The following is a 23,903-nucleotide window of genomic DNA, read 5'->3' on the forward strand; positions in this document are numbered from 1 at the left end:
CTTATTTGGTACTTATTGGATTTGAGCCTGCCACCCAGCCGGTACAGAGGGCAGATGTGATGTTGAAACCGCCCGTGTGGGCATTGATGTCTAAAACTTCGCCAGCAAAGTGGAGTCCAGGGACTAGCTTACTTTCCAGAGTTTTAGGATTGATCTCCTTGAGGCTGATGCCACCCTTGGTAACAAAGGACTTGGCAAGGGACATTTTGCCAGTCACAGGGATTTCGAGTGCTTTGATAGACTGGAGAAGTTGTTCTCGTTCCTTTTCAGTCAGTTGTTTGACTTTTTCAGGATAGCCTTGCACAAAAAATTCTGCCAAGCGTTCTGGTAGCAAGGTTTTTAAAGCATTTTTTAAAGATTTTTCCCGATGTTCTTCTAGAAATGCCACCAAGTCGCTCTCAGAAAGTTGTGGCAAGACATCCAAAGAAAGGACTTCCCCGCCCTTGACAAAACTAGACATACGCAGGGCAGCAGGACCTGACAAACCAAAGTGGGTAAAGAGCAGATCATGAGTGATAACATGCTTGCCATAACTTAAAGTCACATCGTCCAGCGAAATCCCCTGAAGCGCTTTGTGAGGAAAATCTGTCAACAATGGACTTTCAGCGGCCTCAAGTTCGGTCACAGTATGCTTAAAGTGTCGGGCAATATCGTGACCGAAGCCTGTCGAGCCAGTTGAAGGGTAGGACTTGCCGCCAGTTGTCACAATCAATTTCTGGCAGGTCCAAGTCTGGTCGCTGGATCTGACAGTGAAAAGTCCATCAGATTTTTTGACGGAGACGATTTCAGTATTGGTGATGACAGTGCCACCCAGCTCTGTAATCTTCTTTTCCAAGGCTTCGATAATGGTGCGGGACTTGTCTGTCGCTGGGAAAACACGGCCGTGGTCTTCAACCTTGAGTTTGACACCGTTCTCTGTAAAGAAGTTGATGATATCATGGTTGTCAAACTGGGAAAAGACGCTGTAAAGAAAGCGTCCGTTGCCCGGAATACCGGCCATGAGGTCATCTAGGTTTCCGTTGTTGGTCACATTGCAGCGCCCGCCGCCTGTACCAGCTAGTTTCTTGCCCAATCGTTTATTCTTCTCAAGAAGCAGGGTCTTCTGCCCGTAGAAAGAACTGGAAATGGCAGCCATCATACCAGCTGGTCCTCCGCCGATGATGATTGTGTCGAAATGGTTCATGTATCTTTTCCTTTCGTGAAATAGGAATTTTATGTGCTAGCTAATCTTGCGCAAGGTGATTTGCCCTTTAAGCTATACAGTGGACATGATCTGGTCAGCTTTTCTGTCAGTCCTTCAGCTAGCATCTTGGTAGAAGATTAATCGGATTTCAGGCTCATTTTTTAAGGAAGATCTTTTCCAGACGCCAAGTAGATTTCGTACCATTCTTTTCTAGTCAGTTCAATATCTGCTGCCTTGGCTGATTCGATGATGCGGCTAGCCTTGGTCGTGCCGATGACCGCTTGCATGTGGGCTGGATAGCGTAGCGCCCAAGCAATAGCCACTGCCGATGGTGATATTTGGTATTTGTCGGCCAGTCGGTTTAAGACAGCATTGAGCTTGGGGTATTTATCCGAACCGACAAAAACGCCTTCGAAATAGCCGTGCTGGAGGACAGACCAGGCTTGAATCACGACGTCGTTGAGGCGGCAGTATTCGAAAATACTACCGTCACGCATATTTGCGGCTGTTCCCTCCATGTTGACGTGGAAGCTGGACTCAAAAGCAGGTGAAAAAGCTGCGCTCAATTGGAGCTGATTTGCCACCAAAGGCTGCTTGACTTCTTTTTTGAGAAGTTCCATCATCATAGGATTCTGGTTGGACACTCCAAAATCAAGGACCTTTCCTTGAGACTTGAGTAGATCAAAAGCCTCGGCGATTTCACTGGGCTCCATCAGGGCATCTGGTCGATGCAAGAGCAGAGAGTCCAGATGATCCACACCCAGACGCTGTAAAATACCGTTTGTTGCCTCTAGGATATAGTCTTTGGAAAAGTCAAAGTAGGTAAATTCTTCTACGCGGATTCCCACTTTGGACTGAATCCACATCTTAGCCCGCAGGTCAGGTCGATTTTTAAGCACTTGTCCCAAAATTTCTTCGCACTTGCTTCCACCGTAGATATCGGCTAAGTCAAAAGCATTAATTCCGACTGACAAGGCTGTTTCGACCAGTTCTTCCACCTCTTTGGGTGCCATTTGGGCAATTCGCATCAGCCCTATGATAATCTGGGAAATTTCTCGCTTGCTTTCTCCAAATTCAAGATATTTCATAAGCTCTTCTCCTCGTGTCATCTTAATCCCAGTATAAGCTAAACCTGCTCCAAAGTCAAAAAGCGACTAGCTAGATCGAGCCTTGGAGCAAATGCGTGGAAAATTCTCATTTTGGCTAATGAAATTTGGCTGACTTTGTCGGAAAAGTAGAAGATTTGACAAAAACTTGGCTTCCTGATAGAATAAGGATGTCTTAAAGACAAATAACTTCTTCTTGGTTGCAGGAATTGCCAAGCCTGTCACTCGGATGAAGCGTAAAGAAAAGGAGCTTATCATGGCAATCTCAAAAGAGAAAAAAAATGAAATCATCGCACAATATGCACGTCACGAAGGTGATACAGGTTCAGTAGAGGTTCAAGTTGCTGTCCTTACTTGGGAAATCAACCACCTTAACGAACACATCAAACAACACAAAAAAGACCACGCTACTTACCGTGGATTGATGAAGAAAATCGGTCGCCGTCGTAACTTGCTTGCATACTTGCGTAAAAACGACGTTAACCGTTACCGTGAGTTGATCAACTCTCTAGGACTTCGTCGTTAATCATGATGCTAAGGGCGTTAAAAATCCGTATGAAAATAGGGAAACGACAAAGTGTTCGATGAACACAAGGAGTTTCATCTTTTTCACTAGGATTTTAGCCCGAGCTCAAATCGGCTCTCTGATCTCAGAGGGCTTTTTTATTTTTACTAAGATTTTAGAACAATCTCAAAATTACTTTTGAATTCAGATGTTTTTCGTTAGCCTTACTTTGTCTTCTATCAGTACAATTTTTAGCTCTCCTTGAATTTTTTATAAAATCTTGCTAGACTGTAGCTACTAAGATAAAAACACAGTTCTGGTTGGTAGTCCAGACGCAAAAATCCATTTTTTGTCAGTAACCTTCCTCCTTGGTTGTCCATTCTTAGGGATTTTTTAAAGGAGGTACTGTCATGGATAAGATTTCAATGACGCTGACAGTTTACTTTGAAGAGGGATTTTGGCACGGTCTTTTCGAGCAGGAACATGCTCAATCTTATAGAGTCTGCCGAGTCACCTTTGGTGTAGAGCCTAGCACGCAGGAATTGTTGGATTTTCTAAACCGTTATTATCATCGGTTGCAGTTTAGTCCTAGCATCAGGGTGAAGGAGAAGACTAAGTCGGTCAGTCCTAAACGCCTGCAGAGACAGGCTAAAAAAGAGCAGATGGCTTCACGTTCTTCAAAGTCTCAGGAAGCGCTGAAGCTGCAATTTGAAGAGCAAAAGCAAATCGCTCGCATCAAGCGCAAGCAGCAGAAAGAACTGGCTCAGCAAAGGAAATTCGAACTCAAACAGCAAAAACGGTTGGAAAAGCACAAGGGGCATTGAGCCTGGTTTTTCTTATTTATATGGGAAAGTCTTCCGATGGGAGGCTTTTTTGTTTTTAAATAAGTTTTTCTTTCCTTGCGACTATACCAATTTTATGTTGACAAATGTTAAATTGCTGTGTATAATGTTTTCGTCTCTCGATAAAAAGATAAATAAGACTATACCAATTTTTAAAAAAGGAGGAACTAGCTTTTTGCCAGCAAAGGGCTAGAAATAAATCTATGTGTGGAATCGTCGGAGTTGTGGGAAACCGCAATGCAACAGATATTTTAATGCAAGGGCTTGAAAAATTAGAGTACCGAGGCTATGATTCGGCTGGAATTTTTGTGACAACAGGAGAAAAATCTAGCCTAGTCAAGTCTGTAGGTCGGATTGCAGATCTTCGTGCTAAGATTGGCATGGATGTAGCGGGTTCAACAGGTATTGGGCATACGCGTTGGGCAACCCACGGAAAACCAAGTGAGAATAACGCCCATCCTCACACTTCTCAGACAGGCCGTTTTGTTTTGGTTCATAACGGTGTGATTGAAAATTACCTGGATATCAAAAATAACTATCTTGCTGGTCATGATTTTAAAGGCCAGACAGATACAGAAATTACAGTTCATTTGATTGGGAAATTCGCGGAAGAAGACGGACTCTCTGTTCTTGACGCTTTCCGAAAGGCCCTTCACATTATCGAAGGTTCCTACGCTTTTGCCTTGGTAGATGCCCAAGATCCTTCTACGATCTACGTTGCCAAAAACAAATCTCCGCTTTTGATTGGCTTAGGCGAAGGCTATAACATGGTCTGCTCCGATGCCATGGCTATGATTCGTGAGACCAGCGAATATATGGAAATCCATGATAAAGAGCTGGTCATCGTGACGGCTAATAGCGTAGAAGTGCAAGACTACGAAGGCAATGTTCTTGAACGTGGCAGCTATACTGCTGAGCTGGACCTGTCTGATATCGGCAAAGGCACTTATCCTTACTACATGCTGAAGGAAATTGATGAGCAGCCGACCGTGATGCGTAAGCTGATCAGCACTTATGCGGATGAAAATAATAAGATGCTGATTGATCCTGCCATTATCAAGACAGTCCAAGAAGCGGATCGCATTTATATCATTGCTGCTGGAACTTCTTATCATGCGGGTTACGCTTCTAAACGAATGTTGGAAGAGCTGACAGATACGCCAGTTGAGCTGGGTATTTCTTCTGAATGGGGCTATGCTATGCCGCTTCTGAGCAAGAAGCCACTTTTCATCTTTATCAGCCAATCTGGTGAGACAGCTGATAGTCGCCAAGTCTTGGTCAAGGCCAATGAACTGGGCATTCCTAGCTTGACAGTGACCAATGTGCCAGGCTCAACCTTGTCTCGTGAAGCCAAGCACACCCTGCTTCTCCATGCTGGACCAGAAATTGCCGTGGCTTCAACCAAAGCCTACACTGCACAGATCGCTGCCCTAGCTTTCTTGGCCAAGGCGGTCGGTGATGCCAATGGTAACGAAAAAGCCAAGAATTTTGATTTGGTTCATGAGCTGTCTATCGTAGCCCAGTCTATCGAGTCTACACTTTCTGAGAAAGAATTGATCGAAAGCAAGGTTCGTGACTTATTGGCGGAAACTCGCAGCGCCTTTTATATTGGCCGTGGTCAAGATTATTATGTGGCGATGGAAGCCAGCCTTAAGCTTAAGGAAATTTCCTACATTCAGTGTGAAGGCTTTGCGGCAGGAGAGCTCAAGCATGGTACTATTTCTCTGATTGAAGAGGGAACACCTGTTTTAGCTCTGCTTTCAGACGAAGTCTTGGCTAGCCATACTCGCGGAAATGTTTCTGAAGTTGTGGCGCGTGGAGCCAAAGTTTTGACTATTGCGGAGGAAAATGTGGCTAAGGATGGAGACGATATTGTCCTGAGCCAAGTTCACCCTTATTTGTCACCAATCTCTATGGTGGTGCCAACTCAATTGATTGCATATTTTGCAACCTTGCATCGCGGATTGGATGTGGATAAACCACGCAATCTCGCTAAATCTGTAACGGTAGAATAACCGTCTTAATGAATCTCGATAAGAATACCAAGCCTCAGATTTTTCTGGGGCTTTTGGTATGGTATTTGGTGATGGTGCTTTTTAGAAGTCTCTTTCTATCATGATAAAACCATGTTATTCTATGCAGATGGACAATAGGTTGAGCATCATTTTTGTATATACCACTAATTAGTGATAAAATATTTTCATCTTAAATATCAGGAGGACAGAACATGGTGGAATTAGGTATTTCTACTTTTGGAGAGACAACGCCACTGGAGGGTACAGGGCAGACCTATACTCATGACGAACGGATTCGGCAGCTGGTAGCAGAGATTGAGCTGGCAGACAAGGTAGGGCTGGACGTGTATGGTATTGGAGAGCATCACCGAGAGGACTTTGCCGTCTCTGCACCGGAGATTGTGCTGGCGGCTGGTGCGGTCAAGACAGAGAAGATTCGCTTGACTAGTGCTGTCAGTGTCTTGTCGAGCTTGGATCCTATCCGAGTCTACCAGCAGTATGCGACGATTGATGCTTTGTCAAATGGCAGAGCAGAGGTCATGGCTGGCCGTGGCTCTTTTATCGAGTCCTTTCCGCTCTTTGGCTATGACTTGAAGGATTATGAAGAGCTTTTTGATGAAAAGCTGGACCTGCTCCTCTATGCCAATGCTGAGACGCGGTTGAATTGGAAGGGCAAGCTGACGCAGACTATTGAAAATCGGGAAGTCTACCCACGGGCTGTACAAGAAACACTGCCGGTTTGGGTAGCGACAGGGGGAAATGCCGAGTCCACCATTAAGGTCGCCCAGAAAGGCCTGCCAATTGCGTATGCCATTATCGGTGGACAGCCTAAGCGCTTCAAGCCCCTGCTGGATGCATATCGCCGGATTGGGCAGAAAAGTGGCCACTCAGATGAAAAGTTGAAGATCGCTGCCCACTCTTGGGGCTGGGTCATGGAGGACAATGAGGAGGCGATCCGGACTTACTTCCATCCGACCAAGCAGGTAGTGGACGCTATATCCAAGGACCGCCCTCACTGGCGGGAGATGACCTATGAGCAATACCTAGATCAGGTAGGACCAGAGGGGGCCATGTTTGTCGGCAGTCCTGAAAAGGTCGCTCAGAAATTGATCAAGATGATAGAGGAGCTGGGACTGGACCGCTTCATGCTGCATCTGCCGTTGGGATCGCTTCCGCATGAGCAGGTTCTCCAGTCTATCGAACTCTTTGGCACCAAGGTTGCACCGCTTGTGCGGGAGTATTTCGCAGCTAAGGGTAAGTAAGATCGAAGTAGAGGTCTTTTGATAAAGATTGCCTATCTCTCCCATAGAAAATATATATCTTGTCTTTCTAAAAATAGTAAGAAAAACAGGTTTTTCATCGAAAGCTGAAAAAACTTGGTAAAGCTAGCTTGAGCTAGCTTTTTTAATATACTCTTATAAATATTTTTAATCGGGCTGATAGGAAATATATATTTGGAAAGCTCACTTTTCAGTGATATGATAATAGCAATCAAATTGAAAAGGAGCAAGATATGTCTAAAAGAGAGTTGGTTTTAAAAGCCTTTAAGGGGGAAAAAGTTGACCGAGTGCCAGTTGGTTTCTGGCATCATTTTACCAGCGAGGATGAGTGGCTGGCTGGTTTTGGCAATCAGACTATTATTGAGAAAAATCTGGCAGGTCATCAAGCGTTTCTATCAGAAGTCAAGCCAGACTTTGTCAAACTGATGAGCGATGGTTATTTTGCCTATCCGAATGAGCGCTTGAAAAAAGTTCAATCTATCAAGGACTTGGCAGATATAGAGCCGTTAGGCGCTGACCATTCTTGGATCAGTGAGCAGGTGGAGCTGGTTCAAAAGATTAGGGCCGGCTTCACAGAGGACTTGGTTGCTATTTACAATATTTTTGCGCCGGTGACCTACTTCAAATGGCTAGTTGGCAAGGTCGCTGGAGGAGATGACATTATTGCAGATTTTCTAGCAGAAGATGCGGAAGTGACAAAGCGGGTGCTGGATGTGATTGCTCAAGATATTGCGGCTCTGACAGAACGCATTATCAAGGAAGCTGGTGCGGATGGAATTTACCTCAGCGTTCAGAGCATTCAGGATGCGCGGGTGTCGGCTGAAGACTATAAGGCTTTTATTGCTCCTAGTGAATTGGCGGTGCTGGAAGCAGCCAATGCAGCTGGCGGAGTAAATATTCTGCATATTTGTGGCTACGAAGGCGCGCGAAACGATGTTCATCTTTTCACCGATTATCCAGCTCAGGTTATTAACTGGGCAGTTGGGCCAGAAGGTATCAGTTTGGCGGAAGGTCGTAAATTATTCGGCGGTCGAACCGTTCTCGGTGGTTTTGAAAACGGCAAGGATGGCCTGCTCTACACAGGTAGCCAAGAAGCTATTCAAAATGAAACCAAGCGCTTGATAGCAGAGGCTGGTAAGGATGCTTTGATTATTGGAGCTGACTGCACCATCCCAAGCGATATTGATCCAGAGCGGATTGAGTGGGTTCGCCAAGCAGCGAGTTTAGCATAAAAAGGAGACGAAAGAATGAGTAAGAAAAAATGGATTATCGGTGGAGTAGCTGTGATTGCTATTGTCGCTGCGACTTATTTGGGACGGACCTTGACGGGGGCTTCATCCAGCAAGGCGAGTAGTTCGACATCAGGCAGTGACAAGGTCACGACTTTAAAAGTAGCTCATACGCAAAACTACGCTCCTTACGACTTTTTGGACGAAAAAGGCCAGTCAGATGGGTATGAAGTAGCAGTACTCAAGGCCATTGATGAAAAATTGCCAGATTATCAGTTCGAATATACTGGCACCAGTGACGAAGATCTTTTGATTGGTTTGGAATCTGGGAAATATGATATCGGAACCAAGGGAGCTTGGTACACGGAAGAGCGGGCGAAGAAGTTCATCATTCCAGAAAGTCCTATCGGAGCTAGTATCATCGGCTTTACCATCCGAAAAGCGGATGCAAATAAATTTAAAAATATTGATGATTTTGCCAAAGAAAAAGGTAAATTGGTGCCGATTTCACCACAGAATGCTCAATGGACAGTGATTGAAGAGTACAACAAAAAGCACAATGCTAGTCCAATTGAGTTGACCGCAGCAGAGTCTTTTCAGATAGCTGATGCCTATGCTTGGGTCTTGGAAGGTCGCTATGATGCCTTCTTTGATATCAAATTGTCCTTTGAAAAAGCTGTCACAGACAAGGCAGGTTCCTATCATCAGTATGCGGACCAGTTGAGCTGGTTCCCTTATAAGGGTATCCCTACTTATCCACTCATTCATAAAGATAAAAAGAATGAAAAGTTTGCCAAAGCCTATGAAAAGGCTATTAAAGAGCTAGAAAAAGATGGGACACTTTCTAAATTATCGGAAAAATACTTTGGTGAAGATGTCTTTTCTTATGTAGATAAAGACTAAAAGCTGGAGAAAGGAGACCGTATGGTCGCTTATGATTTGTCCCGTGTTTTTGTCCTACTGCCTGGTTTGTTACAGGCCTTGCCGACTACTTTATGGATTATGTTCGTGACGGTTTTGGTTGGATCCTTGCTAGGTGGCCTGTTGGCCTGGGCTCAGATTGCGGAGGAGCCGACTTTTGCTGGTCTAGCTAGAGGATATATATTTATCCTTAGGTGTACACCGCCTATTGTCTTGCTCTTCTTGGTCTTCTATGGCATTCCAGAGTTTTTAAAATGGTGGTTGGGACTGGATATCAACAATTGGTCACGGACCGTATTTGTCATTATTACCATGATTCTGCTCTTTGCGGCCATGATTGCAGAAGTCTTCAAGGCAGCCTATCTAGCTGTTCCCAAGGGACAGACCGAGGCGGGTCTCAGTATTGGTTTGACACCCGTGCAGACATTTCTGCGCATCATTCTGCCACAAGCTTTTCGTATTGCCCTGCCCAATTTGACTACCGCCTTTCTTAATCTCATGCGGGATGCTGCGCTGGCCTATACGATTGGGGCAGTTGATGTCATGGGAGCGGGACAAAATCTCATCAGCCGGAATCTGGGCAATTATTCCCTCGAAACCTATACAGCGGTGGCCTTGATTTACTGGGGGATTGCTCTAGTGGTTTCGCTGGCTTCCCAGCTTCTGGAAAAAAGTCTGACAGTCAAGGAGAGGTAAAGCATGGATTTGAATTATATTGTAAAAACCTTTCTGGTTACTTTGAAAGGCATACCGGTAACCCTGATCATTATGGTAGTGGCTATTCTGCTCAGCTTTATTCCAGCCCTTCTCTTAGCTCTAGGTCAGATTTATAAAGTTCGAGGTGTGCGAACCTTTTCGGTGGTTTATCTGGCCTTCATTCGGGCGACGCCGCCCATTTTACTTATCCTCTTTTTCTACAGTCTATTTCCTAGCTTGCTGAATCAATTTTTCAAAAGTCTAGGCAGTCAGGTAGATGTCTTTAAGTTCAATCCGCTTTACTATGCTTTCATCATTTATAGTCTGATGACGACAGGCAGTTTATCGGAAATCTTGCGCTCTGCTATTTTGACAGTAGATAAAGGACAGTTGGAGGCGGCTCAGGCGATTGGGTTAACGAATTTTCAAGCTTATCGGAGGATTGTTTTTCCTCAGGCATTGCGCTCTGCCCTGCCCAATCTGGCCAATCTGGTTATCAATCTAGTCAAGGGGACCTCACTGGTATTTGTCATGACAGTGAAAGATATTACTGCTTTGGCCAAGGTTGAAGCCTCTCATTCATATCAGTATTCAGAGTCTTACTTAGTGATTTTTGTTATTTATCTCATTATCTGTGGCTTGATTCAGTGGATGTTTAGGGGCTTGGAAAAGCGCTACGCTCTTGCTTAGGAAGGAAAGATTATGTTAGAAGTAAAACATATCTCCAAACGATTTGGAGAGCACCAGGTGCTGGCAGATGTCAGTCTCAAGGTCAATCAAGGTGACGTTGTGGTTATTCTGGGACCCTCAGGCTCTGGGAAAACAACATTTCTGCGCTGTCTGAATCACTTAGAAAAGGCGGATGGCGGCCAGCTGACTTTGGCTGGTAAGGACTATGATTTGGCCAAACTTAGCAAAAAGGAGATTTTGGAAATACGCAGAAAGACGGCCTTTGTCTTCCAGCATTATAATCTCTTTGCCAATAAAACGGCCCTTGAAAATATCTTAGAGGGCTTAGTGATCGCTCGTAAGATACCGAGGGAAGAAGCGCTTGAGATTGCGGAAGAGTCCTTGAAGCGCGTGGGCCTCTTAGCCTACAAGAACTATTATCCTTCGCAGCTATCAGGCGGCCAGCAGCAGCGGATTGGAATTGCCCGTGCCATTGCTGTCAAGCCAGATGTCATCCTGCTGGATGAACCAACTTCGGCTCTAGATCCGGAACTGGTCGGTGAAGTTCTCAGCGTCATGAAACAGCTGGCTCAGGAGGGAGTGACCATGGTCGTTGTGACCCACGAGATGAGCTTTGCTCGTGATGTGGCCAACCATGTCATCTTTATGGACGGAGGTCATATCGTCGAAGAAAATCCTCCTCAGGAATTCTTCAGCAGTCCCAAAGAAGAGCGAACTAAGCAGTTTCTGTCCCGCATTCTGTCGGATGCCAGCTATAGTGTGGAGTATATGATTTAACTTGTATCAAAATAGAGAAGCTTTCTTCACATTTCTATGTGGGGGAAGTTTTTTGACTTTTAAAAAATTATGTAAATTTTTTATTAAAACCTATTGACAAGGGGTAAAAAAGGATGTATAATTACAACTGTAAACAAAAAGTTTACACAGAATTTATTCAGAAGATGAGGATATAGCCAATAGGCGATTATTTTTGGGAGGATTAAAAATTATGTAACATCATATTCTTCTGAAATAGATCCAACTCATCCATAAAACAAGATACTGAAGGAGTCTTAATTTTTGGAAATAGAATAAGTTATGTAAAATAATAGATAGGAGAAGATCTCCGATATGAACATAAATGTATAGTAAGTAAGAAAGAGATTTCTTATCTGAGACTTTAGCAAATGATATAAAAACGTATAAAAAGTGAGGAAAAATGATGAACAACAATTACAACAATTTTAACAATATGGACGACCTTTTCAACCAACTCATGGGGCGCATGGGTGGCTACAACAGCGAACACCGTCGCTACTTGATCAATGGTAGAGAGGTCACACCGGAAGAGTTTGCTCAGTATCGTGCTACTGGTAAGCTCCCTGGTCAAATGGCCAGCGAACAGGATTTGCAAGCTGGAGCGCATGGGCCTAAGCAAGATGGAATTCTAGCTAAGCTAGGTCGCAATCTGACTCAGGAAGCGCGTGATGGTAAGTTAGATCCGGTTATTGGGCGCAATAAGGAAATCCAAGAAACTGCAGAAATCCTTTCTCGTCGGACTAAGAATAATCCGGTTCTGGTTGGAGATGCCGGAGTTGGTAAGACAGCTGTCGTAGAAGGTTTGGCTCAGGCTATCGTTAATGGTGATGTGCCAGCGGCTATCAAGAACAAGGAAATTATTTCTGTTGATATTTCCGGTCTGGAAGCTGGTACCCAATATCGTGGTAGCTTTGAAGAAAATATCCAAAACTTAGTCAATGAAGTCAAGGAAGCCGGCAATGTTATCCTCTTCTTTGATGAAATCCATCAAATCTTAGGAGCAGGAAGCACAGGAGGAGATAGCGGTTCTAAGGGCTTGGCGGATATTCTTAAGCCAGCGCTTTCTCGTGGTGAGCTGACCGTTATCGGGGCTACCACTCAGGACGAGTATCGCAATACTATCCTTAAAAATGCAGCTTTGGCTCGTCGTTTCAATGAAGTCAAGGTCAATGCACCGTCTGCCGAAGATACCTATCAGATTCTTCGAGGTATCCGGGACTTGTACGAAAAACACCACAATGTCATCCTGCCAGATGAAGTATTGAAAGCGGCTGTGGACTACTCAGTTCAGTATATTCCACAACGGAGCCTACCAGACAAGGCGATTGATCTGGTCGATGTGACTGCTGCCCACTTGGCAGCCCAGCATCCAGTAACTGATGTCCATGCGGTTGAGCATGAGATTGCTGAGCAGAAGGCTAAGCAGGAAACAGCTGTTGAAAAAGAAGATTATGAAGCAGCTCTGAATGCCAAGACTCGCATTGAAGAGCTGGAAAAGAAAATTCAAAATCACACTGAGGATATGAAGGTAACGGCGACAGTCAATGATGTGGCAGAATCTGTTGAACGGATGACGGGTGTGCCTGTATCTCAAATGGGCGCTAGCGACATTGAGCGCCTCAAGGGCATGAATGACCGTCTCAAAGCCAAGGTGATCGGCCAAGACAAGGCTGTAGAAGCTGTGGCTAGAGCTATCCGCCGTAACCGTGCAGGTTTTGACGAAGGTAATCGCCCAATTGGTAGTTTCCTCTTTGTTGGTCCTACAGGTGTTGGTAAGACTGAGCTTGCTAAGCAACTAGCTTTGGATATGTTTGGTACTAAAGAGGCTATTATCCGTCTGGATATGTCTGAATACTCTGACCGCACCGCTGTTTCCAAGCTGATTGGTACCACTGCTGGTTATGTCGGCTATGATGATAACAACAACACTCTGACCGAGCGCGTGCGCCGCAATCCATACTCTATCATTCTCTTGGATGAAATTGAAAAGGCGGATCCACAGGTGATTACCCTTCTTCTTCAAGTTCTGGATGATGGTCGCTTGACAGATGGACAAGGAAATACAGTCAACTTCAAGAACACGGTTATTATCGCGACTTCCAATGCAGGCTTTGGCTATGAAGCAGGTCTGGAAGAGGATGCAGAAAAGCCTGAGCTGATGGATCGACTCAAAGCTTATTTCCGTCCAGAATTCCTCAATCGTTTCAATGCGGTGATTGAGTTCTCTCATCTCAAGAAAGAAGACCTGATGGAAATTGTGAATCTCATGCTGGTTGAAGTAAATCAAACTTTGAGCAAGAAGGAAATTGATCTGGCTGTATCTGATGCAGCTAAGGAATTCCTACGTGATGCTGGTTATGACCAAGTCATGGGCGTTCGTCCGCTCCGCCGTGTCATCGAGCAGCAAATTCGTGACAAGGTGACCGACTTCCACTTGGATAATCTAGATGCTAAGCACTTGACGGCCGATTTGGAAGATGGAACTTTGGTGATCCGTGAAAAATCAGCAGAATAAATACCTATCAATCTTATAATTTCGTAAAACGAACAGATATTTAGTCTGTTCGTTTTTTTATTAATCAAGTTCAGATAAAAAATCTCCAATCAGCTGACTGGAGATTTCCTTATTTTCTTCGATACTGACTGGGTGTCATTTGATAGTATTTTTTAAATTGCCGGTTGAAATTAGAAAGGTTATTAAAACCAGACTGGTTGGAGATTTCTAGAACCGACAGAGTAGAGTGCTGGAGGAGCTCGGCAGCCTTGCGCAGGCGGAATTGAATCAGATATTCAATGCAAGAAACACCCAGATGTTTTTTGAAGAAATTCATGAAGTGCGTAGGACTGTAGCCGCAAATACCAGACAGCTGATCAATAGAGAGTTCTTCCTGATAATGCTCATTGATATAGTCGATGATAGACCGAATTTTCTCTTCCTTGCGGTAGCCCTCGGCAGATAGCTCCTTAGAAACGATATAGTCGTTCTCAAAGAGCAAGTAGAAGAGCTGATTGAGCTGGGCCTTGAGCTGAAATTCATAGTATTTCTTTTGGAAATAACCCGTTTCCATAGTGGTCAGTAGGCATTGACGAATTTCCTCATAGGCTTGATCAGTCGGCTTGATGACATGGACAAAGTCCAGTTGACCATTGTAGAGAGGCTGTAAGTAGTGGATACTAGCATGGTCCATGGCCGAATAGCCCATTAAGTCCAAGTGAAAGTTAATGGCATCCATGTAGTGGCGCTGCTGCTCAATCGGATGAATGGAGTGGAGGGCATTGGGACGAATCAGGACAATATCGCCCTTGTGACTGTTAAAATAATGATCGTCGATATGAAATTGGGCACTTCCTTCGTGGACGTAAATGATTTCAACATCTGTGTGCCAGTGGAAAAGGATGTCAGGCTGTCCGTTTTCCGTAATGGTCCGCGTCAGAGAATAGGGGGTCCCTTGATTCTTATATTCAGTAGTTTTGTGCAATTGGTCCAAATTCATCATAGCGCCCTCCTTCGTAGAATACTATCATTTTTTAAAGTAATTAGATTAGAAAATGTGTTTTCTAAATATTATAATATAATTAAAAAGAAAATGAAAGTAGGAAAATAAAGAGAAGGAAATTTTCTGAAAGTCTAGTTTAGGCTGGCAGCGTGGGCGAATCATTTAAGAATTTTTGGCTACCATCCAGCTCCTTATAGAATAAGAAAAGTGTGGAATCCATGGCTCTTTCGAGCTCATGTTGCTTCCACACTTTTTATTGGATAGCTTTATCTAGCGGCCTTTTGTTCTTTATGTTTGTGAAGGATAAAGGAGTTTGAAAAACTCAGGCTTGCTAGTACAAAAAGAAGAAGGGTTGTTGCTGGATAGCTAAGGGAGATATGATTGGTTTTGATGATAAAGAGAAGGGCAAAGGCAAGAATGGCAAAGAAGATGCTAAGGCTCCAAGTCATTCGGCGACTGAATAAATGCTGCTCAAAGAGCAGAGGAATGAGGAGACAGCCTAGAAGAAGGCTCGTTGGGAAAACGACATACTCGGCAGAAAAAATTGTCAAGATACTCAGAGTGACAAACAGGCAGCTAAGTACATGATGGGTATAGTTGAGCCAATTTATTTTCATTGGAAAACCTCCTTTTGATGATGATTGTTTGGATACGGTTGATGGTGTAAACACCACATTTTCACACCTTTATTATAAGTCTTTAAAAGTAAAAAGCAAGCGATTACAATCGTATTTACTCAGTCTATCAATCTTTTTCATTACTCTGAATTATCAGATATTTTCAAGCTTTCTGAGACTTCTTTTTCTTTCAAAAAATAGATTTTTTCGGTATAATAGTCAAAGATAGTCAATGTTAGAGAAGACTTGAATGCTTATTTTTAGATATAACAGATAGAAAGGTATATCATGGGCATCAAAAATACCTCGGATAGTATAGAAGAATATATCAAAACAATTTTAGCGCAGGCGGGTATGGTCGAGCTGAAGCGCAGTGAGTTAGCTAATGTTTTTCAGGTGGTTCCGAGTCAGATCAATTATGTGATTAAGACACGCTTTACGGAGAGTCGGGGTTATATCGTCGAAAGCAAGCGCGGTGGCGGGGGCTATATCAGGATTGGTAAGATTGAATTTTCCGATCGGCACCAGATGTTGTCGGATTTGTTGACCAATGTCGGTGAGTCGCTCAGCCAGCCAGTTTTTTCAGATATTTTGCAGTGGCTCTTTGATGAAAAAATTATCAGTCAGCGTGAGGGAGATCTGCTTCTGGCTAGTGCCAGCGATGCTGTCTTGGGGGCAGAGGCTCCGAGGATTCGAGCCAGAATGTTACGGAAAATTTTGCAGCAATTAGATAGAAAAGGAAATTAAGAATATGAACTATTCAAAAGCTTTAGTAGAAAGCTTAGAAGCGGCTCAGCTTTTAGCTGGTCATTTTGCTACAGATTATTTAGAATCGTGGCAGATGCTGATGGCTCTAGCTAATAATCCCTACAGCGTTGCAGGCTCGGCTCTAAATGAATTCCCTATTGAAGTGGATAAACTGGAAGAAGCAGCCTTTGACATTACTGGAAAAGAGTATCAAAAACAAGGCGGTTTTGACTTATTGCCTTTCTCTCACCGTTTGGAGGAGCTCTTTACTCAAGCAGGGCAGATTGCGGAAGCCGTCCACGCTAAAAGCCTAGGGACAGAACATCTTCTCCTAGCCATACTATTTGATCGTGGGATCTTGGCAGCTCGTGTGCTAGAAGCTGCAGGTTTCGGCTATGATGATAAGAGTTCAGCCCCTCGGTTCAGTGATTTACGAAAGGTTTTAGAGCAGCGTGCTGGCTGGGGCAGAGAGGAAATCAAATCGATCCGCTCGCTAAATAAAAACACGGCCTCTGCCAAGCAAACCATGGCAAATATGATGGGTATGCCTCCTTCAACTAGTGGCGGTCTGGAAGACTATACTCGGGATTTGACAGAGCTGGCTCGGGCTGGTCGTCTGGAACCAGTTATCGGTCGGGATGAGGAAATTTCTCGGATGATTCAGATCCTCAGCCGCAAGACAAAGAATAATCCAGTGCTAGTTGGTGATGCGGGGGTTGGTAAGACAGCTCTGGCGCTAGGTTTGGCTCAACGCGTAGCAGCTGGTCAGGTTCCAGCAGAACTTGCCAAGATGCGCGTCTTGGAACTAGACTTGATGAATGTTGTCGCTGGGACTCGTTTCCGCGGAGACTTTGAAGAGCGGATGAACAATATCATCAATGACATCGAAGAAGACGGCCATGTCATCCTCTTTATCGATGAGCTGCATACCATCATGGGTTCTGGCAGCGGGATTGATTCGACCTTGGATGCGGCCAATATCCTGAAACCTGCTCTGGCTCGGGGAACCTTGCGGACAGTTGGTGCTACGACGCAGGAAGAGTATCAGAAACATATCGAAAAAGATGCTGCTCTGTCTCGGCGTTTTGCCAAGGTCACTATTGAAGAACCTACTGTGGCCGACAGCATTGCTATTCTGCAGGGTTTGAGAAAGAGCTATGAGAATCATCACAAGGTGCAGATTAGTGATCAGGCCATTGAAACAGCAGTCAAGTATGCACATCGCTATCTGACCAGCAAGCATTTGCCAGACTCTGCCATTGACCTTTTGGATGAAGCTAGTGCAACGGTGCAGAATAAAGGACCGCAGAATTATAAACAGTCGGATTTGACGCCTGTGGATCAGGCTTTGATGGCTGGAAAGTTGAAAAAAGTCGGTCAGCTACTCGCAAAAGAGCAGGAACCAACTGTTTACAAGCTGAAAGTGGAAGCAGAGGATATCTTAGAGACTCTCAGTCGCTTGTCTGGTATTCCTGTGCAGAAATTAACTCAGACAGATGCCAAAAAATATCTCAACTTGGAAAAAGAACTACACAAGCGAGTTATCGGGCAGGATGCAGCAGTTTCGGCTGTCAGCCGAGCTATTCGTCGCAATCAATCGGGCATTCGCACTGGTAAACGCCCAATTGGTTCTTTTATGTTCCTAGGGCCAACGGGTGTCGGAAAGACAGAGCTGGCTAAGGCCTTGGCAGAAGTTCTCTTTGATGATGAATCCGCCCTGATTCGCTTTGACATGAGTGAATATATGGAGAAATTCGCAGCCAGTCGTCTTAACGGGGCGCCTCCAGGCTATGTAGGCTATGAGGAAGGCGGCGAATTGACGGAAAAGGTTCGCAACCGTCCATATTCAGTTCTTCTCTTTGACGAGGTAGAAAAGGCTCATCCAGATATTTTCAATGTCCTCTTGCAGGTCTTGGATGATGGTCAGCTGACCGATAGCAAGGGCCGCAAGGTGGACTTCTCCAATACGATCATTATCATGACCAGCAATCTGGGGGCAACAGCCCTGCGGGATGATAAGACGGTTGGTTTTGGGGCGCGTGACATCCGCTTTGATCAGGCTAATATGGAAAAACGTATTCTGGAAGAATTGAAGAAGACCTACCGGCCTGAATTTATCAACCGGATTGATGAAAAGGTGGTCTTCCACAGTCTGTCTGCTGAGGATATGCAGGAAGTGGTCAAGATTATGGTGCAACCGTTGATTAGGAGTCTGGCAGAGCAAGGCATCGTGCTTAAATTCCAAGCTAGTGCCCTGAAATTGCTGGCTCAGGAAGGTTACGTTCCAGAAATGGGAGCGCGGCCGCTGCGCCGTACCCTGCAGACGCAGGTGGAGGACAAGCTATCTGAGTTGCTCCTGACTGGAGATTTGGCAGCTGGTCAAACGCTTAAAGTTGGTGTCAAAGGTGGCCAACTCAAATTTGAAATGGCTTAGGGAGGATGTGTGCAATGGAAATTCGTGTGATGACAGAAAAGGATTATGCCTCTGTTTACCAGCTGTGGCTCTCTTGCGCTGGTATGGGGCTCAATAACTTAGATGACTCTGAAGAAGGGATTGCCCGCTTTTTGAAGCGCAATCCTGAGACCTGTCTGGTTGCCTTGGAAGGGGAGAGCTTTATAGGTGCTATTCTAGTTGGCACAGATGGACGTAGAGCGTACATTTATCATACAGCTGTCCATCCATATTTTCGTAGAAAAGGAGTAGGCAGAGCTCTGGTCGAACAGGCCTTGTCAGCAGTGAAAAGACTTGGTATCCATAAAGTATCGCTGGTCGTTTTTGAAAGAAATGAACTGGGCAACCGTTTTTGGCAGGAGCTGGGATTTTCAGTTAGAAATGATCTGCTTTACCGAGATCAAGGACTAACGGAGATGATTCGACAGGATACGTAAAAAGCTGATTTACTTAGCATTCTTGCTAGGCTAGTCAGAACCGTGTTATCCTACTGAAGAATATCGTTTAGAAAGGCAGAAACTGTGTCTCTTCGTTATCTTGCTCGAATAGCTCTTCTGGCGGCTGTCTGCGTCGTGCTTCGTTATGCTTTTGCTGGTCTGCCCAATATCAAGCCGATTACAGCGCTGTATTTTCTCTTGGTGGATTTTGAGGACTTGAAGGGCTCTCTTCTAGTCATGTCTATCAGTATCTTTGTATCTTCTTTCCTCTTTGGAATGGGACAATGGGTTCTTTTCCAGATCTTATCCTTTACGGTGGTTATTTTCCTATGGTACCTACTGTATCGGCGACTAGGCTTGTTTGGCCAGAGTATGTTGGCCTTGCTTTTAGCCTTTAGCTATGGTCTTGTGATTGATGGTATCACAGCCTTGCTTTATCAAATGCCTTGGTGGACCTATGTGGCAGCGGGAGTGGGCTTCAATCTAGCCCACGCCTGGTCCACGATGCTCTTCTATCCTATTTTGTATTTTATTTTAAGGAGACTTTATCATGAAAAAAATCTTTAGTTTACTTACGCTTGCCTTTGCTCTCTTTTTAGTGGGCTGTAGCAATAATCAAACAAAAAACGATACCAACTCTAGTTCTGCTGCTTCTTCCGTCAAAAAGGAACTGAAAATCAGCATCAGTATTGCACCAGAAGGTCAGGAGAAGAGCGAGAAAACGGTGGCTGTTGCAGAAGGAAAGACAGCGATGGATGCTTTGAAGAAGGCCTATAAGGTCGAAGAAAAAGATGGTTTTATCACTTCGATTGACGGTCATGCTCAGGATGAAGCAAAGGGCCTCTACTGGATGTTTAAGGTCAACGGAGAAATGGCTCCTAAGGGTGCCAATCAAATCACGCTCAAGGATGGAGACAAGCTGGAATTCTACCAAGAAGTCTATCAGCAATAAATCTTGTAGAAAAAGAATCTGATGCTTAAGACATTAGGTTCTTTTTTTGCGCTTAATGCAGTTTTAAAGTGTCTGAAAAATATTTTTATAAAATTTTATAAAAAACTATTGACAAAAGAAAAATATAGTTTATAATAAAACCATAGAAATAATAAAATATAATAAAAAGGTTAAGCGTATGAAAGAAAAAATTGCAATCGTCTTTGGAACCTTTGCTCCCTTGCATCAGGGGCATATCGATTTGATTCAGAAGGCGAAGCGTTCTTACGACAAGGTGCGCGTGGTGGTTTCTGGTTATCAGGAAGACCGTGGAGAGGAAGCAGGTCTGTCTCTGCAGAAGCGATTCCGTTATACTCGTGAGACCTTCGCAGATGATGAACTGACTCAGGTTTATAAACTAGACGAAACGTCTTTTCCCCGCTATCCTCTGGGTTGGGACAAGTGGCTGTCGACTTTATTAGAGTTGGTGGGCTATGATGCAGAAGGTGAAGAGCTGATTTTCTTTGTCGGAGAGGCTGATTATCAGGCCGAGTTGGAAAAGCGTGGCTTCAAAACTTCTTTTGAGGAGCGACAGTTTGGGATTTCAGCTACGATGATTCGGGAAAATCCTAGCCTTTATTGGAAATATATCGCCCAACCTTTCCGCCGTCACTTTACCAAGAAAGTGCTGATTATGGGTAGCGCCAGTAATGGTAAAACGACCTTGGCTAAGGATTTGGCTCGCTACTATGATGCTCCAGTTAGTCTAGAATATGCTCGAGAATACCAGATTCAAAATAACGTACGAGACGATGAGTTGACACCTAAGGATTACTATTATCTACTTCTGGGGCAATACGCTCAGACTTCTCGCCTCATTGACAGCAACGCAAACCGTGGTCTGGTCGTGGCCGATACAAATTCGCTAGTAACCAAGGCCTACTATGACTACTATCTGAAAGAAAGTCCCGTTCAAGACGAGGAGACAGATACCTTTGACAATCTCTTTGCCAGCATTTTGTCTAAGGAAAAATGGGATTTGATTCTCTTTGCTGAGCCGGTCGGAGCCTATGTCAACGATGGCTTTCGCGATATGAGCATGGCAGACGAGGCTATCCGCAGTGATTTTTCTAGCTATTTGAAAAGGCTGAAAGAGGAGTGTTTAGCTCATATTCCGACGGTCTATCTGGCTGGCAGTTATTTTGACAATTATCAGGCGGCTAAAGAAGCGATCGACATGATTTATCAAGCAGATTAAAAAAGAAAGTGGTAAAATAGAATGGTAGTAAAAAATCAAAAACTCTCACCTGCAGCTCTCTCCGCAGGACTAAAACAAAAATCTCAAACCTTTGCTCGGAATTTTCAGAATGTCTGTGCAGCAGCTAAAGAACAGGGCTTTAGCGGTATTGCCAAATTGCTCTGGCAGGATTTATTTGGCGGGCGTAGCTTGTCTCAATGGCTCTACTTGATTGCTCTTTCCAGTCTGCCCTTCATTCTGGAGTTTACCAGTGGGCAGGAGCAGCATGACTGGTTGGGACTCTTTGCTTCCTGGACAGGCATCGTCTGCGTCATCCTAGTAGCTGAGGGGCGGGCCAGCAATTACCTCTTTGGAGCTGTTAATTCGGCGATTTATCTCATTTTGTCCTTCCAGGCTAGCTTTTATGGAGAAGTGCTGACTACGGTTTACTTCTTTATCATGCAGCCGATTGGCCTTTATACTTGGCTGTCCAACCGAGTCAATGAACAAGATAAGACAGAGCCTTCTCATTTTGAAGCTAAGAAGTTAGACTGGCGTGGCTGGCTTAAATATTTGGCCTTGACTGCCTTGATTTGGATTGGCATGGGCTTTGCTTATAAGAGCATTCACAGTCACCGGCCTTTCCGCGATAGTGTGACAGATGCGACCAATGGAATCGGCCAGCTTCTCATGACGGGGCTCTATCGCGAGCAATGGATTTTCTGGATTGCGACCAATCTCTTCAGTATCTACCTCTGGTGGGGTAGCAACCTTCATATCCAGGCCATGTACTGGGTCTATACCCTCAATAGTATCGTCGGCTGGTATCAGTGGACCAAGGCAGTGAAGAAAGCTTAGAGCAAGATTTGGAGGATTTTTGATAGAAAAAATAGCTTAGGAAAGGAAGAAAAATTCATGACCAAACAGGATATCCCAGCGGGAATGTCGGAAAAAGAGTATTACGAAACAATGGCGGATGAGTCCGCCTTTTTAGCATGGTACAAGACACAGGATTTGCCCAAGTATGAGACACCTAGCGTAACAGCAGATATGGTGGCTTATTGTTTTGTGGAAGGCCAGATAAAACTCTTGGTTATTAAGCGCAAGGCCCATCCTTATCAGAATAAATATGCTCTGGTCGGAGGTTTTGTGGACAAAAATGAGGATGCCTATCAAGCCTGCATTCGGGAGGTCAAGGAAGAAGTAGACCTCGAGATACCGCTGGAAAAGGTGGAGCAGCTGATGACGGTTTCCACTCCAGGACGCGATCCGCGTGGTTGGGTTATCACCATTGCCCATCTGGTCTATCTGCCGGCAATCGCTATCAACCAAGTCAAGGCTGGTGATGATGCTAAGGAAGTCACCTTCCTTAATGTGGACTTTAAGACAAGGAGTTTTAGAGATGGCGAGCGGCTTCTAACAGCAGAGGACTTTGCCTTTGACCACTACCAAATCCTGCTGGAGTCTATCAAGCGGATTCAGGGGCGACTGGACTGGAATCCAACTTTTCTTCATTTGCTAGAATCGCCGTTTACTGTTTATGAAGGGACTGAGTTGGTCAATCTCATCACGCCTAGACGCCCCATCGTCAGCAATAATTTTCTCGTAAAATTTGGAGAATATTTGGAAGAGGCTGGCGTTAAGCGCGTGCCAAAGAAGAAACCAAGAAAAGTTTATAAACTGAAGACAGAAAAATCAGATTAAAAGAAAATTGATGATATAGTTTACTTGCAGGACAAAGATGTTCTGCTTTTTTTATTTTTATTACGAATATAAAAGTAGCGACATATCTGCTGAAGAAGAGAGGAGGCCTAAGTTCCGGATGCTATTTGCTTCAAAAATTTTTGAAAAATTCCATTTATCTAGTTGACATACTTTATTGCAAGTGTTACAATAATATTACAAAAAGATTTCCGAATGTTACAAAGGAGAAGAAAAAATGAAAACTAAGACTTATACAAAATTGATGGCTGCTACTGTTCTAGCTTCTAGCTTACTTTTAGGGGCTTGTGGTCACAAAGAAGAAACCAAGACTAGCGCAAGTGCTAATAAGACAGTACAAACTTCTTCTAGCTCTAAAGTTACTTCATCTAGCAAAGCTAGCAGCGCTCCAAAAGCCAGCAGCAATGCTTCTTCAAACAAAACAGTAGGACAAGCAGAACAAGTACAGAAAGCCGTGGAATCCGTTCAACCTTCACAAAATCAAACTCAACAAGGAGTGGATCAGCAAGTTCAAGCTCAACAAAATACACGGGCTCAACCAAGCCAATCTCAACAAGCTCCTAGTCAACAAGCTACGCCGACTCAACCAACTAAACCAAATCAAGCAACTCAGCCAGCCCAACCGAGTCAACCAGCTCAAAATCCAGCAACTGATCGTCAGCTTCAAAACAAGCAGGCAGAAACAAATGCTCGCTATAAAGGCGTTTTGAATATGGTGGATGGAGATTTCTCTGCAGCTGCTGGTAGTTGGACAGATGCAGGAGGTAGTACAGTGACTGTTTCAGCAGGCGGACAATTTAGCGTCAAGTCAGCGAATGGAACTGTCAATACTTACCATGTTGCTTCATATGCCTATACTTTGGATGATGGTCGCTATACAGCTCAGCTGGGTTCTGCTGAGTCATCTGCTCCTAAATTGGGCATCCAAATCACTACTGGCGCTGATGGTAAAGTAGCTAGTGTTCAATTGATCAAATAAGAAAAAAGAAATAAAAAAG

General features: G+C 44.3%; 23 protein-coding genes. 19 read left to right on the forward strand and 4 right to left on the reverse strand.

All coding sequences use genetic code 11. The features are described 5' to 3' along the window. Position 1: 1 nt before the first annotated feature. A complete protein-coding gene (gene aao / locus PAN94_RS08265; RefSeq protein ID WP_285875456.1) occupies positions 2–1,183 on the reverse strand; it encodes an aminoacetone oxidase in 1,182 nt (393 codons plus the stop codon). 161 nt (positions 1,184–1,344) lie between these two features. Beyond that, the gene (locus tag PAN94_RS08270; protein WP_285875457.1) at positions 1,345–2,271 is read right to left on the reverse strand and encodes an aldo/keto reductase; all 927 of its coding nucleotides are present in this window, start codon (positions 2,269–2,271) and stop codon (positions 1,345–1,347) included. Positions 2,272–2,545: 274 nt separating this feature from the next. Here PAN94_RS08270 and rpsO point away from each other — a divergent pair, with 274 nt between their 5' ends. The 10 genes from rpsO (at position 2,546) to PAN94_RS08320 (ending at position 13,780) form a co-directional block, all read left to right on the forward strand. Beyond that, on the forward strand, positions 2,546–2,815 hold the full coding sequence (gene rpsO, locus PAN94_RS08275; protein WP_001018251.1) for a 30S ribosomal protein S15: 270 nt from the start codon (positions 2,546–2,548) through the stop codon (positions 2,813–2,815). A 389-nt stretch (positions 2,816–3,204) separates the two neighbouring features. Further along, positions 3,205–3,618 (forward strand): YjdF family protein, encoded by a 414-nt coding sequence (locus PAN94_RS08280; RefSeq protein WP_285875458.1) that lies wholly within the window; start codon positions 3,205–3,207, stop codon positions 3,616–3,618. A 221-nt stretch (positions 3,619–3,839) separates the two neighbouring features. Further along, complete coding sequence (gene glmS, locus PAN94_RS08285) at positions 3,840–5,651, forward strand: glutamine--fructose-6-phosphate transaminase (isomerizing) (protein ID WP_285875460.1); 1,812 nt, start codon at positions 3,840–3,842, stop codon at positions 5,649–5,651. A 212-nt stretch (positions 5,652–5,863) separates the two neighbouring features. Continuing rightward, a complete protein-coding gene (locus PAN94_RS08290) occupies positions 5,864–6,913 on the forward strand; it encodes an LLM class flavin-dependent oxidoreductase (protein WP_285875461.1) in 1,050 nt (349 codons plus the stop codon). A 251-nt stretch (positions 6,914–7,164) separates the two neighbouring features. Then, complete coding sequence (locus PAN94_RS08295) at positions 7,165–8,163, forward strand: uroporphyrinogen decarboxylase family protein (RefSeq protein WP_285875463.1); 999 nt, start codon at positions 7,165–7,167, stop codon at positions 8,161–8,163. 15 nt (positions 8,164–8,178) lie between these two features. After that, positions 8,179–9,063: a transporter substrate-binding domain-containing protein gene (locus tag PAN94_RS08300; protein WP_285875464.1), complete on the forward strand. Its 885-nt coding sequence runs from the start codon at positions 8,179–8,181 to the stop codon at positions 9,061–9,063. Between the two features lie 21 nt (positions 9,064–9,084). Continuing rightward, positions 9,085–9,777 carry an amino acid ABC transporter permease gene (locus PAN94_RS08305; protein WP_285875465.1) on the forward strand — a complete coding sequence of 231 codons (693 nt, stop codon included), beginning with the start codon at positions 9,085–9,087 and terminating at the stop codon, positions 9,775–9,777. Between the two features lie 3 nt (positions 9,778–9,780). Further along, positions 9,781–10,467, forward strand: a complete 687-nt coding sequence (locus PAN94_RS08310) for an amino acid ABC transporter permease (protein WP_285875466.1) — start codon at positions 9,781–9,783, stop codon at positions 10,465–10,467. Between the two features lie 12 nt (positions 10,468–10,479). Continuing rightward, a complete protein-coding gene (locus PAN94_RS08315) occupies positions 10,480–11,244 on the forward strand; it encodes an amino acid ABC transporter ATP-binding protein (protein WP_285875467.1) in 765 nt (254 codons plus the stop codon). A 424-nt stretch (positions 11,245–11,668) separates the two neighbouring features. Beyond that, positions 11,669–13,780, forward strand: coding sequence for an ATP-dependent Clp protease ATP-binding subunit (locus PAN94_RS08320; protein ID WP_285875496.1), 2,112 nt, complete (start codon positions 11,669–11,671; stop codon positions 13,778–13,780). 109 nt (positions 13,781–13,889) lie between these two features. Here the strand turns inward: PAN94_RS08320 and PAN94_RS08325 are convergent, their stop codons facing one another. Next, entirely contained in the window at positions 13,890–14,762 is an 873-nt protein-coding gene (locus tag PAN94_RS08325; RefSeq protein WP_285875468.1) for an AraC family transcriptional regulator, read from the reverse strand. Between the two features lie 266 nt (positions 14,763–15,028). Beyond that, on the reverse strand, positions 15,029–15,379 hold the full coding sequence (locus PAN94_RS08330; RefSeq protein ID WP_062005058.1) for a hypothetical protein: 351 nt from the start codon (positions 15,377–15,379) through the stop codon (positions 15,029–15,031). Between the two features lie 288 nt (positions 15,380–15,667). Here PAN94_RS08330 and PAN94_RS08335 point away from each other — a divergent pair, with 288 nt between their 5' ends. The 9 genes from PAN94_RS08335 to PAN94_RS08375 all read left to right on the forward strand — a co-directional run bounded on the left by PAN94_RS08335 (position 15,668) and on the right by PAN94_RS08375 (position 23,884). Further along, a complete protein-coding gene (locus PAN94_RS08335; RefSeq protein WP_148887242.1) occupies positions 15,668–16,126 on the forward strand; it encodes a CtsR family transcriptional regulator in 459 nt (152 codons plus the stop codon). Positions 16,127–16,130: 4 nt separating this feature from the next. Further along, positions 16,131–18,560 (forward strand): ATP-dependent Clp protease ATP-binding subunit, encoded by a 2,430-nt coding sequence (locus PAN94_RS08340; RefSeq protein WP_148887241.1) that lies wholly within the window; start codon positions 16,131–16,133, stop codon positions 18,558–18,560. Between the two features lie 14 nt (positions 18,561–18,574). Next, positions 18,575–19,015 carry a GNAT family N-acetyltransferase gene (locus PAN94_RS08345; RefSeq protein ID WP_005591148.1) on the forward strand — a complete coding sequence of 147 codons (441 nt, stop codon included), beginning with the start codon at positions 18,575–18,577 and terminating at the stop codon, positions 19,013–19,015. A gap of 84 nt (positions 19,016–19,099) precedes the next feature. After that, complete coding sequence (locus tag PAN94_RS08350; protein WP_148887240.1) at positions 19,100–19,582, forward strand: ECF transporter S component; 483 nt, start codon at positions 19,100–19,102, stop codon at positions 19,580–19,582. Next, positions 19,566–19,967, forward strand: coding sequence for a DUF4430 domain-containing protein (locus PAN94_RS08355; RefSeq protein ID WP_285875473.1), 402 nt, complete (start codon positions 19,566–19,568; stop codon positions 19,965–19,967). Before PAN94_RS08350 ends, PAN94_RS08355 begins: the two co-directional genes overlap by 17 nt. Positions 19,968–20,145: 178 nt before the next feature. Next, a complete protein-coding gene (locus PAN94_RS08360; RefSeq protein ID WP_005591145.1) occupies positions 20,146–21,204 on the forward strand; it encodes an AAA family ATPase in 1,059 nt (352 codons plus the stop codon). 21 nt (positions 21,205–21,225) lie between these two features. Then, on the forward strand, positions 21,226–22,041 hold the full coding sequence (pnuC, locus tag PAN94_RS08365) for a nicotinamide riboside transporter PnuC (protein ID WP_005591144.1): 816 nt from the start codon (positions 21,226–21,228) through the stop codon (positions 22,039–22,041). Positions 22,042–22,098: 57 nt separating this feature from the next. Further along, on the forward strand, positions 22,099–22,887 hold the full coding sequence (locus PAN94_RS08370) for an NUDIX domain-containing protein (RefSeq protein WP_125383460.1): 789 nt from the start codon (positions 22,099–22,101) through the stop codon (positions 22,885–22,887). Between the two features lie 235 nt (positions 22,888–23,122). Further along, positions 23,123–23,884 (forward strand): hypothetical protein, encoded by a 762-nt coding sequence (locus tag PAN94_RS08375; protein ID WP_125383459.1) that lies wholly within the window; start codon positions 23,123–23,125, stop codon positions 23,882–23,884. Positions 23,885–23,903 lie beyond the last annotated feature (19 nt).

Origin of the sequence: Streptococcus sp. SC1 (assembly GCF_030272855.1) — a bacterium.
GTDB lineage: Bacteria > Bacillota > Bacilli > Lactobacillales > Streptococcaceae > Streptococcus.

What these genes read in the sequence shown, in the direction of transcription:
- aao (WP_285875456.1), bottom strand. Translation starts at nt 1,183, where the DNA reads ATGAACCATTTCGACACAATCATCATCGGCGGAGGACCAGCTGGTATG.
- PAN94_RS08270 (WP_285875457.1), bottom strand. Translation starts at nt 2,271, where the DNA reads ATGAAATATCTTGAATTTGGAGAAAGCAAGCGAGAAATTTCCCAGATT.
- rpsO (WP_001018251.1), top strand. Translation starts at nt 2,546, where the DNA reads ATGGCAATCTCAAAAGAGAAAAAAAATGAAATCATCGCACAATATGCA.
- PAN94_RS08280 (WP_285875458.1), top strand. Translation starts at nt 3,205, where the DNA reads ATGGATAAGATTTCAATGACGCTGACAGTTTACTTTGAAGAGGGATTT.
- glmS (WP_285875460.1), top strand. Translation starts at nt 3,840, where the DNA reads ATGTGTGGAATCGTCGGAGTTGTGGGAAACCGCAATGCAACAGATATT.
- PAN94_RS08290 (WP_285875461.1), top strand. Translation starts at nt 5,864, where the DNA reads ATGGTGGAATTAGGTATTTCTACTTTTGGAGAGACAACGCCACTGGAG.
- PAN94_RS08295 (WP_285875463.1), top strand. Translation starts at nt 7,165, where the DNA reads ATGTCTAAAAGAGAGTTGGTTTTAAAAGCCTTTAAGGGGGAAAAAGTT.
- PAN94_RS08300 (WP_285875464.1), top strand. Translation starts at nt 8,179, where the DNA reads ATGAGTAAGAAAAAATGGATTATCGGTGGAGTAGCTGTGATTGCTATT.
- PAN94_RS08305 (WP_285875465.1), top strand. Translation starts at nt 9,085, where the DNA reads ATGGTCGCTTATGATTTGTCCCGTGTTTTTGTCCTACTGCCTGGTTTG.
- PAN94_RS08310 (WP_285875466.1), top strand. Translation starts at nt 9,781, where the DNA reads ATGGATTTGAATTATATTGTAAAAACCTTTCTGGTTACTTTGAAAGGC.
- PAN94_RS08315 (WP_285875467.1), top strand. Translation starts at nt 10,480, where the DNA reads ATGTTAGAAGTAAAACATATCTCCAAACGATTTGGAGAGCACCAGGTG.
- PAN94_RS08320 (WP_285875496.1), top strand. Translation starts at nt 11,669, where the DNA reads ATGAACAACAATTACAACAATTTTAACAATATGGACGACCTTTTCAAC.
- PAN94_RS08325 (WP_285875468.1), bottom strand. Translation starts at nt 14,762, where the DNA reads ATGATGAATTTGGACCAATTGCACAAAACTACTGAATATAAGAATCAA.
- PAN94_RS08330 (WP_062005058.1), bottom strand. Translation starts at nt 15,379, where the DNA reads ATGAAAATAAATTGGCTCAACTATACCCATCATGTACTTAGCTGCCTG.
- PAN94_RS08335 (WP_148887242.1), top strand. Translation starts at nt 15,668, where the DNA reads ATGGGCATCAAAAATACCTCGGATAGTATAGAAGAATATATCAAAACA.
- PAN94_RS08340 (WP_148887241.1), top strand. Translation starts at nt 16,131, where the DNA reads ATGAACTATTCAAAAGCTTTAGTAGAAAGCTTAGAAGCGGCTCAGCTT.
- PAN94_RS08345 (WP_005591148.1), top strand. Translation starts at nt 18,575, where the DNA reads ATGGAAATTCGTGTGATGACAGAAAAGGATTATGCCTCTGTTTACCAG.
- PAN94_RS08355 (WP_285875473.1), top strand. Translation starts at nt 19,566, where the DNA reads ATGAAAAAAATCTTTAGTTTACTTACGCTTGCCTTTGCTCTCTTTTTA.
- PAN94_RS08360 (WP_005591145.1), top strand. Translation starts at nt 20,146, where the DNA reads ATGAAAGAAAAAATTGCAATCGTCTTTGGAACCTTTGCTCCCTTGCAT.
- pnuC (WP_005591144.1), top strand. Translation starts at nt 21,226, where the DNA reads ATGGTAGTAAAAAATCAAAAACTCTCACCTGCAGCTCTCTCCGCAGGA.
- PAN94_RS08370 (WP_125383460.1), top strand. Translation starts at nt 22,099, where the DNA reads ATGACCAAACAGGATATCCCAGCGGGAATGTCGGAAAAAGAGTATTAC.
- PAN94_RS08375 (WP_125383459.1), top strand. Translation starts at nt 23,123, where the DNA reads ATGAAAACTAAGACTTATACAAAATTGATGGCTGCTACTGTTCTAGCT.